Source organism: Acidobacteriota bacterium (assembly GCA_009838525.1).
GTDB lineage: Bacteria > Acidobacteriota > Vicinamibacteria > Vicinamibacterales > UBA8438 > VXRJ01.
The window spans coordinates 61,021-77,661 of record VXRJ01000010.1 but is presented as its reverse complement, the minus strand read 5'-3'; the positions used below and the strand labels follow the sequence as shown (position 1 = coordinate 77,661).

15 protein-coding genes are annotated in these 16,641 nt (G+C 68.3%); 9 read left to right on the top strand and 6 right to left on the bottom strand.

Annotated features, from left to right (window positions below):
• Positions 1-24 precede the first annotated feature (24 nt).
• Positions 25-1,986, bottom strand: coding sequence for a PQQ-binding-like beta-propeller repeat protein (locus F4Y45_01850; protein ID MXY23249.1), 1,962 nt, complete (start codon positions 1,984-1,986; stop codon positions 25-27).
• Between the two features lie 89 nt (positions 1,987-2,075).
• Here F4Y45_01850 and F4Y45_01845 point away from each other — a divergent pair, with 89 nt between their 5' ends.
• The 4 genes from F4Y45_01845 to F4Y45_01830 all read left to right on the top strand — a co-directional run bounded on the left by F4Y45_01845 (position 2,076) and on the right by F4Y45_01830 (position 4,210).
• Positions 2,076-2,591, top strand: a complete 516-nt coding sequence (locus F4Y45_01845) for a cytochrome c (protein MXY23248.1) — start codon at positions 2,076-2,078, stop codon at positions 2,589-2,591.
• A gap of 61 nt (positions 2,592-2,652) precedes the next feature.
• Positions 2,653-3,003 carry a DUF2384 domain-containing protein gene (locus F4Y45_01840; GenBank protein MXY23247.1) on the top strand — a complete coding sequence of 117 codons (351 nt, stop codon included), beginning with the start codon at positions 2,653-2,655 and terminating at the stop codon, positions 3,001-3,003.
• 16 nt (positions 3,004-3,019) lie between these two features.
• Entirely contained in the window at positions 3,020-3,535 is a 516-nt protein-coding gene (locus F4Y45_01835) for an RES domain-containing protein (GenBank protein MXY23246.1), read from the top strand.
• A gap of 15 nt (positions 3,536-3,550) precedes the next feature.
• A complete protein-coding gene (locus tag F4Y45_01830; GenBank protein ID MXY23245.1) occupies positions 3,551-4,210 on the top strand; it encodes a TlpA family protein disulfide reductase in 660 nt (219 codons plus the stop codon).
• Between the two features lie 114 nt (positions 4,211-4,324).
• Here the strand turns inward: F4Y45_01830 and F4Y45_01825 are convergent, their stop codons facing one another.
• The gene (locus F4Y45_01825) at positions 4,325-6,397 is read right to left on the bottom strand and encodes a PQQ-binding-like beta-propeller repeat protein (GenBank protein ID MXY23244.1); all 2,073 of its coding nucleotides are present in this window, start codon (positions 6,395-6,397) and stop codon (positions 4,325-4,327) included.
• 67 nt (positions 6,398-6,464) lie between these two features.
• On the opposite strand from F4Y45_01825, the gene F4Y45_01820 reads away from it, so the two are divergent.
• Entirely contained in the window at positions 6,465-6,758 is a 294-nt protein-coding gene (locus tag F4Y45_01820) for a hypothetical protein (protein MXY23243.1), read from the top strand.
• Positions 6,759-6,821: 63 nt separating this feature from the next.
• Positions 6,822-7,652: a cytochrome b/b6 domain-containing protein gene (locus F4Y45_01815; GenBank protein MXY23242.1), complete on the top strand. Its 831-nt coding sequence runs from the start codon at positions 6,822-6,824 to the stop codon at positions 7,650-7,652.
• Positions 7,653-7,689: 37 nt separating this feature from the next.
• Here the strand turns inward: F4Y45_01815 and F4Y45_01810 are convergent, their stop codons facing one another.
• The 4 genes from F4Y45_01810 to F4Y45_01795 all read right to left on the bottom strand — a co-directional run bounded on the left by F4Y45_01810 (position 7,690) and on the right by F4Y45_01795 (position 10,867).
• Positions 7,690-8,991: a hypothetical protein gene (locus F4Y45_01810; GenBank protein ID MXY23241.1), complete on the bottom strand. Its 1,302-nt coding sequence runs from the start codon at positions 8,989-8,991 to the stop codon at positions 7,690-7,692.
• Between the two features lie 116 nt (positions 8,992-9,107).
• Positions 9,108-9,572: a hypothetical protein gene (locus tag F4Y45_01805; GenBank protein ID MXY23240.1), complete on the bottom strand. Its 465-nt coding sequence runs from the start codon at positions 9,570-9,572 to the stop codon at positions 9,108-9,110.
• Positions 9,573-9,588: 16 nt separating this feature from the next.
• On the bottom strand, positions 9,589-10,143 hold the full coding sequence (locus F4Y45_01800) for a zf-HC2 domain-containing protein (GenBank protein ID MXY23239.1): 555 nt from the start codon (positions 10,141-10,143) through the stop codon (positions 9,589-9,591).
• Positions 10,144-10,165: 22 nt separating this feature from the next.
• Positions 10,166-10,867 carry a sigma-70 family RNA polymerase sigma factor gene (locus F4Y45_01795; GenBank protein ID MXY23238.1) on the bottom strand — a complete coding sequence of 234 codons (702 nt, stop codon included), beginning with the start codon at positions 10,865-10,867 and terminating at the stop codon, positions 10,166-10,168.
• Positions 10,868-11,011: 144 nt separating this feature from the next.
• Here F4Y45_01795 and F4Y45_01790 point away from each other — a divergent pair, with 144 nt between their 5' ends.
• The 3 genes from F4Y45_01790 to F4Y45_01780 all read left to right on the top strand — a co-directional run bounded on the left by F4Y45_01790 (position 11,012) and on the right by F4Y45_01780 (position 16,619).
• Positions 11,012-11,569, top strand: a complete 558-nt coding sequence (locus F4Y45_01790) for a periplasmic heavy metal sensor (GenBank protein ID MXY23237.1) — start codon at positions 11,012-11,014, stop codon at positions 11,567-11,569.
• Positions 11,570-11,745: 176 nt separating this feature from the next.
• Complete coding sequence (locus tag F4Y45_01785) at positions 11,746-15,132, top strand: DUF1553 domain-containing protein (GenBank protein MXY23236.1); 3,387 nt, start codon at positions 11,746-11,748, stop codon at positions 15,130-15,132.
• An 8-nt stretch (positions 15,133-15,140) separates the two neighbouring features.
• Positions 15,141-16,619: a DUF1501 domain-containing protein gene (locus F4Y45_01780; protein ID MXY23235.1), complete on the top strand. Its 1,479-nt coding sequence runs from the start codon at positions 15,141-15,143 to the stop codon at positions 16,617-16,619.
• Positions 16,620-16,641: the final 22 nt, after the last annotated feature.

The following is a 16,641-nucleotide window of genomic DNA, read 5'->3' as shown; positions in this document are numbered from 1 at the left end:
AACTCCTGGCGTGGATGGGCTTAGTCAGGACGCGCTCTCCGGCAGCCGGAACGCGATCAGCTCGCCTCGGTAAATGCCACCACCCACCGCGAGGACCAGGTACTGCCGGCCGTCGAGCAGGTAGGTCATCGGCGATCCGGTCTGCGCGGCCGGAATCCGGATCGCGCCCAGTTCCACGCCGGTGGCCTTGTCATAGGCCCGGAGCATCGCGCCCCGGGTTCCGTCCTCCCGCGTGATGGTTCCGCCCTCGCCGCTGATGACGAGGGTCTTCGTGGTCAGCGTTCCAATCCCGCCCGAACTGCCGCCGGCGCCTCCGGTCCGTCCGGTCCGCGGAATATCGAGCCCGCGCAGCGATGGGTGATTCCGCACGCGGTCAGGTGTTTCTCCATGCGCAATCTGCCAGACGATCTCACCTCGGTTGAGGTCGATAGCGGTAATGCGGCCCCAGGGCGGTTTCAACAGAGGCAGCCCGCGCACCGTCAGTGAGCCGGCCCGCCCGTTGATGTAGTCCATGTCGGACCGCGACGGGTCATTCACCAGGCCGAGCGCGCGCATCAGCGTGTGCGAATATAGGTAGAGGATGCCGGTTTCCGGATCCCACGATCCACCCGGCCAGTTCGCGCCGTTCGGAACGAAGAGCGTCGCGCGCTTGCCGTCCTGCCCCTGCACGATGGGCGGCGTATAGACCGGCCCCACCTTGAACTGCGAGATGAACTCCAGTGCCTCGGCATGCAACTCCGGGGTGAAGTCGATCAGCTCTTCGACGGGGAAGCCCTGACGCTCGAACGGCGGCGGCTTCGTCGGGAAGGGCTGGGTCGGCGAGTACCACTCACCCGGCACGTTCCCCTGCTCGACCGGACGCTCCTCGATCGGCCAGACGGGCTCGCCCGTGAGCCGGTCGAAGACGAACACCCACCCCTGCTTGGTCGGTTGCGCCACTGCCGCGATATCGCGCCCGTCCACGGTGATGTCCACCAGGATCGGCGGGCACGGCACGTCGTAGTCCCAGATCGGATGGTGGACGAACTGGAAGTGCCACTTCCGCTCGCCCGTCTCCAGATCGACGGCTACCAGGCTTTCGCTGAAGAGGTTGTCGCCGGGTCGGTGGCCGCCGTAATAGTCGCCGGTCGGGATCTCGACCGGGAGGTACGCGATGCCCAGTTCCTCGTCCACCGTCAGGTTGGTCCAGACGCCGGTGTTGCCGGTGTAGACCGCCGAGTCGTTCAGCCAGGTGTCGCGGCCGAACTGGTTCGCGGTTGGGATGGTGTGGAAGATCCACTTCCGCTCGCCGGTCCGCGCGTCGAAGCCGCGGATGTAGCCCTTGATGTTCTCGCGGCTGGGCGGCGCGCTGCCGCCACGGTGCGACGCCCCGACCACCACCGTATTGCGGGCGACGATCGGCGCACTGTTCCAGCCGATCTCGCCGGTGAGTGGATCGATCGCCTGGTCGTTGTGCCGTTTCAGGTCGACGATGCCGTTCTCCCCGAACGTCGGCACCGGGATCCCGGTGCTGGCATCGAGTGCAACCAACTGATAGCCGATCGTCACCAGGTAGATCCGCTCGTCCTCCCGGCCGTCGGTCCAATAGGCGACGCCCCGCCCCGACATCCGCCGGAGCGCGTTGGCTCCCCGTTCGCCCTCGTCCAGGCGGTACATCCAGAGAAGTTCGCCTGTCGCCGCATCGATCGCCACCGCGTTCCGCCGGCTGCCCGCCGTCGCGTACAGGACGCCGTCCACCATCAGCGGGGTGGTCTGGTAGTTGAAGTCCGGCCCGGGACCGAGGTTCTCCGTCTTGAAGCGCCACGCGACTTCGAGGTCGTTGAAGTTCGATCCGTCGATCTGATCGAGCGGCGCATAGCGCGTGCTGCCGAGGTCGCCGCCGTAGGTGCGCCACTCGCCGTCCGGCGCGCCGTGCTGCGCGGCCGCGCCGACGGGCGCAAGTGGGAGCACGAGCCCCACGATGAGCGCGGTTGCTTCCCTTCGCATCGAAGCCTCCTGCCCGGCGAGTCTCGCACAGTCGGCCGGGAACGCCAACCACTTGCGGCCCCGCGCGGGGCGTGGTTGGATCAGGCGCGATGAACACCGACCGATGGACGCTGGCGTCCTCGGGTGCGACGGCGGGTGCGCCGGGGGGTGCGCCGGCCTCCAGGCCGGCATTCCGCTGCGTGCTCGCGACCTTGGCTTTTGGCGCCTTGGGTTTCGTCGTCGTGTCAGCGGCCGGCCGCCCGGCGGCCCAGGAATTGACCGTCTGGGACGGCGTGTACACGGAGGCGCAGGCCCGACGCGGAGAGCCGGTCTATGACGCCGAGTGTTCCGAATGTCACGGTCCCGGCATGGAGGGGATCGACATGGCCCCCGGCTTGGCCGGTGGAGACTTCGTCTGGAACTGGGACGGGCTGCCGTTGGGCGACCTCTTCGAACGGATCCGGATCTCGATGCCGCAGGCTGACCCCACCAGCGTCAGCCGTGCCGAGAAGGCCGACATCCTGGCCTACATGCTCGAGATGAGCGGTTTCCCGGCTGGAGACACGGAACTTTTTGCCCGAGCCCGCGAGCTCAACCGCGTCACGTTCCGCGCCCTTCAACCCTGAACGCGAAACCCGCCGTCCGCTGAAATTACGGTAGAATGCGTGATAGAAGGTGTGATCTGGCATGCACATGCAGGAATTCATCGAGGATCAGCTGTTCTCGCCATTGCTGATTGCGCAGGCGCTCCGGACAACAAAGGCTGAGATCGCCGAGACTCTCGGTCTGGCTCACGATGCGCTGTCGCGGAGCGCGCGCATTCGGGCGCCGAGGACGCAGACGCGCCTGCGGCAGATGATGGAGATTCTCAATCGTGTCGAAGCCGAGGTGGGCTCACCACTTGCGGCCTACGCCTGGTTCCGTTCGCAGCCCCTGCCAGGCTTTGGGGGCATGACACCGGACCAGCTTGTTCGCGAAGGCCATGCCGACTACGTGCATGGCTACCTCGACCGCGTCATTGCGGGTGGTTACGCCTGACCGACAGTCAAGGTGGATGCGGTTCCGCGGTATCGCCTACCAGGCGCACGACCCGCGCTGGTCATGGAACCCGCTCTCAGGAGAGGGTGCGCGTCGCTACGGAGGCCGCTTCAATCGGCGTGGGGTCGCCGCTCTCTACCTGTCGCTCTTCCCGATCACCGCGATTCGTGAGGCACAGCCGGCAGGACGACCGATGCAACCGCTTACGCTGTGTGCGTACAGGGTTGATGCCGAACCCGTCTTCGACGCGCTCAGCGCCATGGACCGGCAAGCGTTCGGCGTCTCCGACGCCGAGCTTCGTTGTCCGACCTGGGAGCTTGACATGCGAAATGGACGGATCCCCGCGTCGCAGGGGTTGTCCGACCAGCTCATCGAGGCGGGTTATGTCGGCCTGCGGGTCCGGAGCTATGCGCCCGGCAGCGGTCCGGACGACACGAACGTCGTCTTCTGGAAGTGGGGGAGTCGTCGGCCCAGCCAGGTTGTGCTGATCGACGACGAGAGGCGCCTCCGGAGCGGACCCGAGTCCGCGTGATACGCTCACCCCGCCATGCCGCTTTTTCCGGGCCGTCCCGCCCCGAACCTCTCCGTCTCGGAGTGGGTCCAGGGTGAACCGACCAACCTCGATCAACACCGGGGCAGCGTCGTCCTGCTCGAGGTCTTCCAGGTCAACTGTCCAGGCTGTTTCTTTACCGCCATTCCCGAAGCGATCAAGGTCCACGACCACTTCGCTGGCGAACCGGTCACCGTGTTCGGCGTAGCCACGGCCTTCGAAGACTGGGACAAGAACACGCTCGACAATCTCCGGCGGCTTGCCGAGACAGGAGAAGTGATCGGCGAGACCCGCCGCATGCTGGAGCAGGCCAGAATGCTCGACGACGGCCGCCTTCGGTACCGAATCCCCTTTCCGCTCGCCATGGACGAGCTGGTGCCTGTGAGCGGTGAACCGACCCGGGATCAAGCCCTCGCTGCCATCCGGCCGCAGGTGCCGCAGTTCGACGTCCTCCCGCCGGATCAGCAGTCCCAGTTGATCGAGCGGGTCAGCGCGTACCTCGCTACCCGCCAGTATGCGCCGAAGACGTTCGACACCTACGCCCTCCACGGCACGCCGTCGGCCATCCTGATCGACAGGAACGGCAAGGTCCGTGAAACCACCTTCGGCCAAACCGGCGATCTCGCTCCGAAGATTCAGATCCTGCTCGACGAGTAGGCGGCGCACCCCGAAGCGGTGCAGCCGGCAGTGCAACCCAAGAAAGAGAGCGCGGGCCGATCCGGATTGGATCGACCCGCGCTCCAGGTTGCGCGACTCGCGACTCTCGCCGCTCTAGTTCAGTGGCAGGCGCAGCGCGGCGAGCGAACCGGGGAAGGTACCGCCCTGGCCGATCTGAACGACGATGTACTGGTGACCGTCGTGCAGGTAGGTCATCATGCCGTACTGGCCGGTGGCCGGGAGCTCGACGGAGCCGAGCTTCTCGCCGGTCGTCTTGTCGTGCGCGTTGAGTACCGGCGGTCCGCTCGTGCCCTCCGTGGCGAGCAGCAGGCTGCCGGTCGTCATGAGGATCGGGCGGGCGCGCTCGTGTCCGACACCCGAGAGGTCGACGCCCTGCAGTGAGGGGTGATTCTTCAGGCGGTCGGAAGGCTCCCCGACAGGGATGGCGAAGACGTGCTCGCCGGTATTCATGTCGATCGCCGTGATCTTGCTGAACGGCGGCTTGTACATCGGCAGGCCCTGCGGTCCGGAGAAGGCGACGCCGCCGCCCTGGACCCAGTCCGAAATGGTCGTGCCGGTCGTCGTGCACTCGCCGGAGTCCGACGTGCAACTGTGCATCTCGGCGTCGACCTCCGCGCCCGGCCGGACGGTCCGGCCCGAGCAGGCGTGCCCGTTGGACTGGTAGAGGTAGCCGGTCTCCGGGTCGAGGGTGGCCGGGTGGGTGATGTTGAGGCCGCCCGCGCCGCACGCAATCCAGGGCCGCTCCTCGGTGTGGTTATTCGGCAGCGGCGGCATATAGGGACCGCCGATGCGGAATCCGCTGATGATATCGACCGCTTCCTGCTTCAGTTCCGGCGTCAGGTCGATGACGTCATCTTCCGAGATTCCCAGGGGGTTCAGCGGCGCCGGCCAGGTCGGGAACGGCTGCGTCTCCGCAAGCTGCTCGCCCGGCACGATGGACGCCGGAACCTCACGCTCCTCGATCGGCCAGACCGGCTCGCCGGTCTCGCGGTTGAACGCGAACGTCATGCCCTGCTTGGTGGTCTGAATCGCCATCGGCACCTGCTGCCCGTCGACGTTGACGTCGACGAGAATCGGGACGTTCGGCAGGTCGTAGTTCCAGATGGGATGGTGCACCGTCTGGAAGTGCCAGACGCGTTGTCCCGTCTCGACGTCAAGCGCGATCGTGCTGGTGCCGAACAGGTTGTTCCCCGGCCGGAAGCCTCCGTAGTAATCGATGGTGGGCGAGTTCGTCGGGATGTAGACGATGCCGCGCTCGAGGTCGGCCGACAGCGGCGCCCACGACGAAACGTCGCCGGTCCAGTCCCACGCGTCGTTCTCCCACGTGTCGAAGCCGAACTCGCTCTCGGACTGCGGGATGACATTGAACTTCCACTTGTGATCGCCGGTCCGCGCGTCGTAGCCCAGGATGTCGCCCGGGACGTTCTCGATGCGGCTCTGGCTGTAGCCCTGCTCGTGCGAGTTGCCGACCACGACGGTGTCGTTCACCACGATCGGCGGCGACGAGCTGGTGATGTAGCCGATCTCCATCGGGATCCCTTCATAGGGGTCGTAAGGGTGGCCAAGGTCCTTCAGCAGGTCGACGACACCGGTCTCGGGGAAGCCCTCGATCGGCACTCGCTCACCGAAACCCTCGAGGTGCTCCCCCGTCTTGGCGTCGAGCGCATGCAGAAAGAACCCCGGCGTGATCACGTAGATGACGCCGCGGCCGTCGACCTCTCCATAGCCGACGCCCTTGCCGTAGCTGGCGCGCATCGACTCCTGCCACCGCCGCGTCTCCGGCTCGCGGTAGGTCCAGAGCGTTTCCCCGGTAGCCGGATCGATGGCGACGATCGTCCGCCGGTAGCCGGCGACGGAATAGAGGACGCCGTCGATATAGCTCGGGGTCGAACGCGACAGGTAGTAGGGATGCGGGCTGAAGTTGTCGCCGCGCCAGACCCACGCGACCTCTAGATCCTCGAAGTTGTCGGCGTCGATCTGATCGATGGGCGAATAGCGGGTGCCCCAGGCGTCCGCGCTCTGGTAACGCCATTCGCCGTATGGATTGCCCCGCGCCGCTTCCTGCGCTTCCGCGGGCGCCATCAGCATCGCCGCGCCGGCGGCGAGCGCGAGGGCTAGGCCGAGCATCGCGGCCCGGCGCCATCCCGATCTGCGGACTCTCATCATCGTGCCTCCAGGGTGGTCCGGTGGAACGCCTAGTCTACCGCAGTCGCGGCCAGTAAAATAGCCGGTTATGCCTGTCGTGTACGTGGACGAGCGGGGGGTCGAGTACGTTTCGGTGCCGCTGCCGAACCACGAGGTGACGGACGCGGTTCCGATAGACGCGAACCGCCGCCGGACGGTGAAGGACCCGGCGCCGATCTACACGGGAACCGACGGTGCGGAGCTGGCGGCCCAGCCGCGCGCGCACCGGAAGCACTGGACGGAACAGCAATGGGTGGCGTTCGGGGAGTACCGCCAACTCGAATCGGAGCTGGCTCGCGAGGACGAACCCGTGGCGGCCGCGATGGTCGTCAAGATGTCCTAGCCCGCCGCGGGGCGCGCGCCCGCCGAGCGCAGGCGGCCGCAGGACGCGCGAAGGAGAAAGAGCATGGAGTTCGTCGTCTGGGGGCACGATCCCTGGCAGCGGCCCATCCTGCAGCACCTGAACTGGGATCCGCTCTGGGTCACCATCTTCTGCGTCATCATGTTCGTGCTGGCCCATGCCGCGTACACGATGCTGTCGGCAGGCCATCGGCGCACGCGTGAAGAGGCGGACGCGATGGAGGCGAAGCACACCTCCGTCCCCGCCCGCATCCTGCGCCATTCGCTCATGGCGCGGCTCTTCCACTGGTCGATGTCGATCACGATGTTCGTCCTGCTGGTGACCGCCTTCTTTCCGATTCTCGGCCTGCAGTTCGACTGGGTGCCCTGGCACTACTGGGCCGGGATGATCTTCACCGGCGTCATCGTCTGGCACATCGTGCACACCACCGTCTGGCTCGACTTCTGGTCAATCTGGGCCGGGCCGAAGGACATCCCCGCGTTCAAGGCGCTCATGCTGCGCGAGACCGGGAAGATCAAGGCGGCGCCGAGGCCTGCGAAGTACCCGTTGGGGAATCAGCTCTACCACTGGATCCTCACCATTGTGGGCGTGACGGTGATCATCACCGGCATCCTGATGATGTTCCGGATTCCGACCCCCTTCTTCGAGCCGAACCAGTACCTCATGAGTGAGCAGGTGTGGGGCTGGGTGTACGTCCTCCACGGTCTCGTGGGGGTTTCGCTGGTCGGCCTGGTGGTGGCCCACATCTACTTTGCGCTCCGGCCGGATCACTGGTGGCTGACAAAGGCGATGATCTTCGGATGGATCACGCGGCGGCAGTACCTGGAGCACCACGAGCCGGCGCGCTGGCGCGTCAGCGATGAGAAACCCTGGTAGCACGGCGCCCCGTTAGCCACGGCGTTGCCGCATCCGCCTACCGGCGGCGCCGTCCACCCAGCCGCGTCCGCACGAACATCACGGCGGCCGTGACGATCATCTGCACCGCCGTCGCCAGCGCGTCGACCGTCACGGTCCAGCGGCTGACCGCCGGCAGGAGTGGGGCCGCACCCACCGCGCCCACGACGAAGACGGCCATCGTCCAGAGGGTGATCGGGTTGGGCGCGCCGGGCATCGGCGCCCCCCCGAAGCCGGCAAGCGCGGCGACGTAGAATCCGGCGCCGGTGAACGTCTCTGCGCGGAAGAGAACCCAGCCGAGCGTCACTGCGGCTATCACCCAGGCATGGCGCGCGGCCTTCGGCAGTTGCCGGAGGCGAGCTCCGCACCAGCGCGTCCGTTCCAGCCAGACGAGTCCGCCCTGGAGGGCGCCCCAGGCGAAGAGCGGCGCCGCGGCGCCGTGCCAGGCGGCTACGGCGACGAAGGCGAGGAGCGGCGGCACCCGCAGGTAGGTGCCGGACCATGCGACCAGCGTTACGTTCCAGCGGCGCCAGAATCCGTCGAGCGAATCCGCCGCATAGGGCCAGTCGAAGTTCTCGGGCAGCCGGAAGCCGAGCATCCGTCCGAGGCCGAGCGCTATGTCGGCGACGCCGGACAGGTCGTAGTAGACCTGCAGGCCGAAACAGGCGAGCCCCGCCCAGGCGAGCGTCGCGCTCAATTCGTCCGGCGCCGCCCGGAGCGCCGCCTCGGCCGGAACCGCCAGCGTGCGGCCGATCAGCAACACCTTCACCAGGCCGATGGTGATCCGCCGCACGCCGTACGCCGCCGCCGCCATGCTCGGCTCGCGGGTGGCGAGCGGCGCGTAGAGGTCGTGGTAACGCAGCGTCGGTCCGGCAAGGAGTGAAGGAAAAAAGAAGAGATAGGCGAGCGTCTGCCCTGGGTTCCGGCTGGCCGTCGCGTTGCCCCGGTAGAGGTCGACGATGTACGAGAGCCCATGCCAGACGAAGACCGAGAGGCCGAACGTCGCCAGCAGGCCTGGCACCGCGAACGGTGCGCCGTCGAACGGACCGCGCCACTCCACCAGGTCGGCGCCGCGGGCCGAGTCGAGGAACGAAACGGAAACCGGAAAGCGGTAGAAGATGAGAAGCGCCAGGTAGAGCGTGATCGCGAACGCGAAGCAGAGCTCCGGCACAGCGCTCACCCGGTCGCGGCGGTTCGCGGCGCCGATGCCGCGGCCGAGCAGATAGAGCAGGAAGGCGAGGGCCGCGGCAACGCCTGCGAACCAGGGGTCCGCCGCCGCGAGCAGCAGCAGCCCACCCGCGGCGATTCCCCAGTTGGCCACGGGCGGTAAGTCTACCGGTGCCGGGCGGCGGCCCGGCCTCTAGAAGTTTCGCGCCAGCGAAACTTCCGACGCGCCCGGCGGGCGCGCTCGCGCCAGCGAAACTTCCAACGCGCCGGTCACGGCGCGTGCGCGCGCAGCGGCCCGCGTCCGCCCGGCCCGCCGGGCCATCCCGATCCGCCGCGCCGCCGCCGCTCGTCATCCAGCCGCACGATCACGGCGTTGAACGTCTCGAGCTGCTCCGGAGTCAGGATGTCGGCAATCTCGGACCGGAACGTCTCCTCTTCCGTTTCGATCCGTTGCCGCATTGCCTCCCGCTCGGCCCGGAATCGTTCCCGCCGCGCCTCGAACACCTGCTCCAGGCGCTCTTCCTGCTGATCGGTCAGATCGAGCCGTTCGGAGATCCGCTGCATCAGGCGCCCGCGCATCGGCGGGCCTGACATCTCCCGGCCGGCAAAGGCCGGCGGTCGGGGACGGGGACCGAACCATCCGAACGGTGACGAGCGAGTGACGATGATGCCCGCCGCCAATCCGGTTACGAAGATCACCAGGACGAACAGGGCGACCCATAGCTCTCGTCTCATCTCGGTCATCCTTACCCTACTGCCCGGCAAGCAGCAGATCGATCAACAGGTCGTCGCCCTCGGCGTCCACCTCGTCCTGCCAGAGCCGCATCACCGCGTCGTTGGCTCCGTCGTCGGTCGCCCACGCGGCGGCGAGGTCGGTGAAGGCGATTGCCTCGCCCGCCGCCGCAGTCTCGTCCGCACCGTTGGTTGCGGACCCGAAGCCGAGCGTGGCGGCCACCGCCAGCGTCGCGGCGACCGGAGCCAGCCGGATCGTCCAGACCCGCCAGTTCAGCAGGTCGAGCCAGGCGCCGCCTGCCACGGCGGCAGCGTCGAGCGCGCCAGCCGGATCCTGCGCCGGCAGATTGGCCATGACTCGCGTTGCAAAGCCGGGGCGCACGGCCGCATCGGGCCGCGCCGCCAACAGGGCGCGAGCCGAGCGCTGCGCGTCGAGCTCGTCGCGGCACGCCGCACACCCGGCCACGTGTAGATCCAGCGCAGCCTGCCGCTTCGTATCGAGCGTCCCCTCGGCGGCGCGCACGAGCAACGACTCCGCCTGTTCGCACGTCATGGTTCCGCTCCCGTCTCTCATTGTGTTCTCGTCGGGACGACCGTCATCTGACCGTGCACAGCAGCGGCCGCAACCGCCGCCGTGCGCGGAAGATACGCGACTCGACCGTGCCGATCGGCGCGCCGGTCACCTCCGCGATCTCCTTGTAGTCGAGTCCCTCGATGTCGCGCAGCACGACCGCCAGCCGCCAGTCCTCTGGCAACTGTGCCAGGGCGCCGTCTATCGCTTCGCGGGTGGTCAACGTCTCCTCGACGCCGGTCGCCCCCGACGGCACCTCATCCGCGCGGAGCGCGGCCTCCTCGTCGTCCAGGCTCTCGCTGCCGACGCGCGCCTGCCGGACGTGCCGCTCGAGATGCGTCCGCGCGGCGTTGGATGCGATCTTGTACAGCCAGGTCTTGAACGCGCTATCGCCCCGAAAACTCCGCAGGCCCTTCCAAGCCCGAATGAACGCTTCCTGCGCCACGTCTTCGGCCGCGCCCGTGTCGTGCACGATGGCTGCCGCGAAGCTGACGATGCGCGCCTGGTAACGAATCACCAACGCCTCGAACGCACCGGCATCGCCGCCGCGCGCCGCCTCCACGTCGGCGCGATCCGGATCGACGCGCTCGGCATCGGCTGGATCGGCCGCCCAGACGGCCTTGTCAGTCGTCACCCTAGTTCGGTCGCGCCGTCCGGCATCGGGCCAGGCGCTTGCCACTGCCAGGCTCGTCCCGACCGTCCATCGTTCGCTCTCGACGCCAGTCATCATCATCATGGTTCCGTATCGCGCTGGCGTTCTCCATAGACCGCGGCTTCTCCTTCGTTATTCCCGTCGATTCACCGGGAAGAATCGCTCCCCGGGACCAGTCGGTAAGCACAGGATGCACGGCAGCACGGAAGGAGGCACACGATGAGAAAGCACGTTACACGAAAGCAGGTTCTGGGAGCGGTCGTTGCCCTGGGGGTCACGATGGTCCTGACGCAGGGCGGATTCGCGTGGTTCGGCGAGCCGGCGTCTGCGGAGGAAGAGACGGCGGCGGCCGTCGAGACGCAACGGCGCGGCTTCCGTCCCGGCGCCCGCGGAGGTCCCGGCCGGGCCGGGCTGCTCCCGCTCCGACGGCTCGATCTGAGCGATGCGCAGGAGGAACGGATCGATCGGATCCGCGATGAGGCGCGGGAAGCGGCCGCCGAGGCGCGCGAGCCGATGCGCGATGCGCGGCGGGAACTGCGGGACGCGATGCGCGGCGAGTCGGTGGAGGAAGGCCGGATCCGGGAGTTGGCCGCCGCCGTTGCCTCACTCGAGGCCGACGCGCTGGTCCGGCGGGCCCGGCTCCGCGCCGACATTCTGGAGGTTCTGACGGCGGAGCAGCGCGAGGAGGTGCACGAGTTGCAGGAGCGTCGCCGGGAGCGACTCGAAGAGCGGCGCGAGAGGCAGATTGAACGTTTTCGCAATCGTCGTCGTCAATGACTGCAAGCGCGAGTTTGGGCCTGCGGACTGTCCCTCCTGTCCGCGGAGCCCTTTCGGGTGGGCGTTCCATGACGAGGCGCATGGGACGCCCGCTCTTTTTTTGGCGCCGGGCACGGTTTGCTCCCACTTGGCGGCGGTAGTACATTGCCCCTCTGGCAGCATTCAACTGGCCCGAGATGCTTCTGAAGCAGGCACTGGCCGTGGCGACGGCATTCGCGGGCGCGGCTGGGCTGGCCGCGGCCCAGGCGCCGGCCGTGCAGCCACCCACGGCGGAGCAGGCGGAGTTCTTCGAGACCACGATCCGTCCGCTCCTCGCCAACAACTGCTACGCCTGCCACAGCGCCAGCGTCGCGACGCCGTTCGGCGGTCTGCGGCTCGACAGCCGCGAGTCGATGCTGGAGGGTGGCGATACGGGTCCGGCGCTTGTTCCCGGCCGCCCGGCTGACAGCCCGATCGTGCAGCGGCTGCACGGCCGCCCGGTCCTGATGCCGCCGACCGGCGCGCTCGAAGCCGCCGAGATCGAGACCGTCGCCCGCTGGGTTGAGATGGGCGCTCCCTGGCCGACGGCCCGCGCCGCGGCCGACACCCCCGATCCCTCCGAGCCGTTCGACCTCGAAGCGCGCCGCACAACGCACTGGGCGTGGCAGCCGGTCGATGCGACGGGGCCGCCGGCCGTCCGTGACGAGGCCTGGCCGGCGACGGTAGAGGATCGGTACATCCTGGCGCGGCTCGAGGCCGCAGGACTCAGCCCGGCCGGCGACGCTGACCGCGCGGCGCTCGTCCGGCGGCTGTCGTTCGACCTGCGCGGCCTGCCCCCCACGCCGGCCGAGATCGCGCGCTTCACCGCCGACCGGTCACCGACGGCGTGGGCGGACCTGGTCGACCGCTACCTGGGATCGCCCCACTTCGGCGAACGGTGGGCGCGCCACTGGATGGACCTGTTCCGCTACAGCGAGTCGCACGGGAGCGAAGGGGATCCCGATATCCCGTCTGCCTGGCGCTACCGGGACTACCTGATCCGCGCGTTCAACGCGGACGTTCCGTACGACCAGTTGATCCGCGAACACCTGGCTGGCGACCTGCTTCCGGAGCCGCGCATCGATCCGGACGCCGGGACGAACGAATCGCTCCTCGGCACCGCCAACTTCCGCCTGATCGAGCATGGCTATCAGCCCGTCGACCCTTGGGAGGACCGCGTCAAGTGGACCGACAACCAAGTGGATGTCGCCTCCAAGGCGTTCCTGGGACTGACGGTGTCGTGCGCCCGGTGCCACGATCACAAGTTCGACGCGATCAGCCAGCGGGACTACTACTCGTTCTTCGGCACCCTGTATGGAGCCCGCCCGACACAGCGCGCGATCGACGATCCCGACCGGCTCGCAACCAACCGCGACGCGCTCGTGGATCTCAAGACGGAGATCCGGGCCGCGCTGGCCGACCGCTGGATCCGCGACGCGGCGGACGTGAGCGGGAAACTGCTGGCGATGCTCGACCCGGCGCCGGACGCGGCCGGGCCGGATGCGGCGGCGGCGGCGGAGGACGCGGAACCGCCGACCGTCGAGGCGCAGGCTGCCGCGGCAGCGGAGGAAGCGGCCCAGCGGGTTGCCGGCAGCGTCCTCGCCGCTTGGCGCGCCCTCGCGGCGGCGGCCGACTTCCCGGACGCCTGGGACGAGGTCGAGGCCCACTGGGAAGCCGAACTGGCCGACCGCGAGCGGTTCAATGCCGAGCAGTTCGAACCCGCCTGGGACCTGAGTGATCCGGACGACTACGCCGCCACCGTCGGCCACGGGGTCGGCCGCACCGCCGTTCCGTCCCGCCCCGGAGAATTCGCCATCGCACGCCGGGGCGACAACCTGCTTACCGGCATCTACCCCGCCGGCGCCTACACGCACCTGCTGTCGGACAAGCACGCCGGCGTCATCCAGACGCCCCGCTTCCGGATCGACAGCGACTACATCAGCTTCCGGGTGCTGGGAGGCAACCTCAGCTTCGCGCAGTTGATCATCGAGAACTACGCGGTCCCGCGGGGCGGCATCTACCACCTGCGCCACAGCCCGAAGCAGGACGCGATGAGCTGGGCGCAGTGGGACACCAGCTTCTGGAAACACTTCACCGCCTATATCGAGTTCGCGACGCAGGACGACGCCACGATGTTCATCCTCGACCCCGAGGATGGCCGTGCGCAGAACCGGCCGGTGCGTCGCACCGACGGCCGGTCGGCCATCGGGGCGAGCCGCATCGTATTTCACGACACAAGGGCGACGCCGAAGGAGACGGTCGTCCCGGTTCGCTCCCTCTTCGAACGTGACGCGGCGGACGACCGCGCGCCGGGGAACCGGGAGGAGCTTGCGGCGCTGATTGGCCGGCGCCTCGCGGAAGCGGTCGCCGCCTGGGGCGACGACACGTTGACCGAACAGCAGGCGGTCTTCCTGGACGAGTTTGTCCGCGCCGACCTGTTGCCGCGCTCGTTGGAGGAACTGGTCGAGCTGCGGGCGCCGGTCGCGCAGTACCGCCTGCTGGAACGGGACGTGCCGGTGGCGCGCCGGGCTCCGGGCGTCGTTGACGAAGCGGCTCCCGATCAGCCGCTGCTCGTCCGCGGCAGCCACACGAACCTGGGCGATCTGGTGCCGCGGTCGTTCCTGACCGCACTCGATGGGCGTCCGTACGACGAACCGGGGCAGGTACGCTTCCGTCTCGCCGAAGCGATCGCCGCGTCCGACAATCCGCTCACCGCGCGGGTTGCGGTGAACCGCGTCTGGCGCCACCTGTTCGGCTACGGCCTGGTCCGCACCGTCGACAACTTCGGCCGCCTCGGCGATACGCCGTCGCATCCGGCGCTCCTCGATCACCTCGCGTCGGAATTCGTCCGGGACGGGTGGTCGGTCAAACAGCTCGTCCGTCAACTCGTCCTAAGCCGCGCCTACCGGATGGACAGCCAGCCGTCGGCCGCGGCGACGGACAGCGATCCGGAGAACCGCCTGCTGCAGCATGCCAACCTGCGCCGGCTCGACGCGGAGGCGATCCGCGACGCGATGCTGAGCGTCTCCGGTCGTTTGGACCCCGAGATGTACGGCCCGTCGGTACCGGTCCACTACGCTTCGGCCCTGTCCGCGAACGAGGACTTCGACGACAACGGCCCGGTGGACGGCGACGGCCGCCGGAGCATCTACCAGGAGATCCGCCGCAACTCGCACAACCCATTCCTGGCGGTCTTCGACCTGCCGACGCCGGCGACGACGCGCGGCCAGCGCGACACGACGAACGTTCCGGCGCAGTCGCTGGCGTTGCTCAACAGCCCGTTCGTCGTCGGGCAGGCAGCGGAGTGGGGCCGGCGTCTCGCCGAGGGAGAAGCGGGGACGGTCGAGGGACGCATCGACCACATGTTCGTCAGGGCTCTTGGCCGGCCGCCGGCGGAAGACGAGCGCGCGCGCATTGTCGGCTACCTGAACGGAGTGGCCGCCGAGCGCGGCGCCGAGACGTCCCTGCTGCTGTACGATGCCGGCGTTTGGCAGGACGTGGCGCATAGCCTGTTCAATCTGAAGGAGTTCATCTTCGTGCCGTAGGAGCAGCCATGTCCTTCGACCCACGCCAGCATCCGACGGTGCGCCCCTTCCTGACCCGGCGCGAGATGTTGCGGCAGACGTCCACCGGTTTCGGCTGGCTCGCGCTGACCGCGCTGATGGCGGACAGCGCCTACGCCGGTCTCGCGCGGCAGGCGGTTCCTGCCGCCGGCTCGGCCGACGGTCCGCTGGCCGCCAGGGCGCCCGATTTTGCGCCGAAGGTGAAGAACGTCATCTTCTGCTACATGTCGGGCGGGCTGTCCCACGTCGATTCCTTCGATCCGAAACCGCGCCTCGCCGCCGAGGCCGGCCAGCCCATGCCGTTCGAGACCGAACGGACGATGTTCAATCAGGACGGCAACATCTGGCCCAGCCCGTGGGAGTTCACCAACTACGGCCAGAGCGGCATCCCGGTCAGCGCGCTCTTCCCGCACATCGGCGGCGTGGCGGACGAGCTGACCGTCATCCGATCGATGACCGCGCCGTTCATGGAGCACGCCCAGGCGAACTTCTACTTCCATTGCGGCATGCCGTTCACCGGCTTCCCCAGCATGGGCGCCTGGATCACCTACGGCCTCGGCACCGAAAACCAGAACCTGCCGGGATTCGTCGTGCTTGGCAGCGGCGGCATCCCGCTCGGCGGCATCCAGGTGTACGGCAACGGCTTCCTGCCGGCGGTCCACCAGGGCTCGCTCATCTACCCGGGGCAGGCGACGCCGCTGCACAACGTCCGGCCGGCGGAATCGGACGATGCGCAGCGCGCCCGGCTGTCGGTGATCGACGACCTCGACCGCGGCTTTCTCGACCGGACCGGCGATGAGCCGCGGGTCGAAGCGGCGATCGACAACTACGAGATCGCCTACCGGATGCAGACGGCGGTGCCCGAGCTTACCGACTTGAGCGGCGAGACCGAGGCGACCCAGCGCTTGTACGGGATGGACTCACCCAACGCGTCGACCGCCGCCTACGGCCGCCAGTGCCTCGTGGCGCGCCGCCTCGTGGAGCGAGGCGTCCGCTTCGTGGAGTTGACGATGGTGGGGACCGACGGCATGGGGCAGGCGGCCAATCCCTGGGATCAGCACACCAAGCTGATAGAGGGCCACACCGCCAATGCGCTAACCGTCGATCAGCCGGTTGCCGGTCTCGTGAAGGACCTGCGCTCGCGCGGCCTGCTCGACGAGACGCTGGTCATCTTCAGCGGCGAGTTCGGCCGCACGCCGTTCATCCAGGGGACCAACGGCCGGGACCACAACCCCTACGGCTTCAGCCTCTGGCTCGCCGGCGGCGGCCTCAAGAAGGGCTTCATCTACGGCCAGACCGACGAGTACGGCTACCGCGTGGTCGAAAACGCCCACACCGTGCGCGACCTCCACGCCACGGTGCTCCACCTGCTCGGTCTCGACTACACCGGCCTCACCTACCGGTTCGGCGGCCGCGATTTCCGGCTGACCGACGTCGACGGCCATCCCATCCGAGGCATCCTGTCGTAACGGGAGACGGCGGATCGCAAGC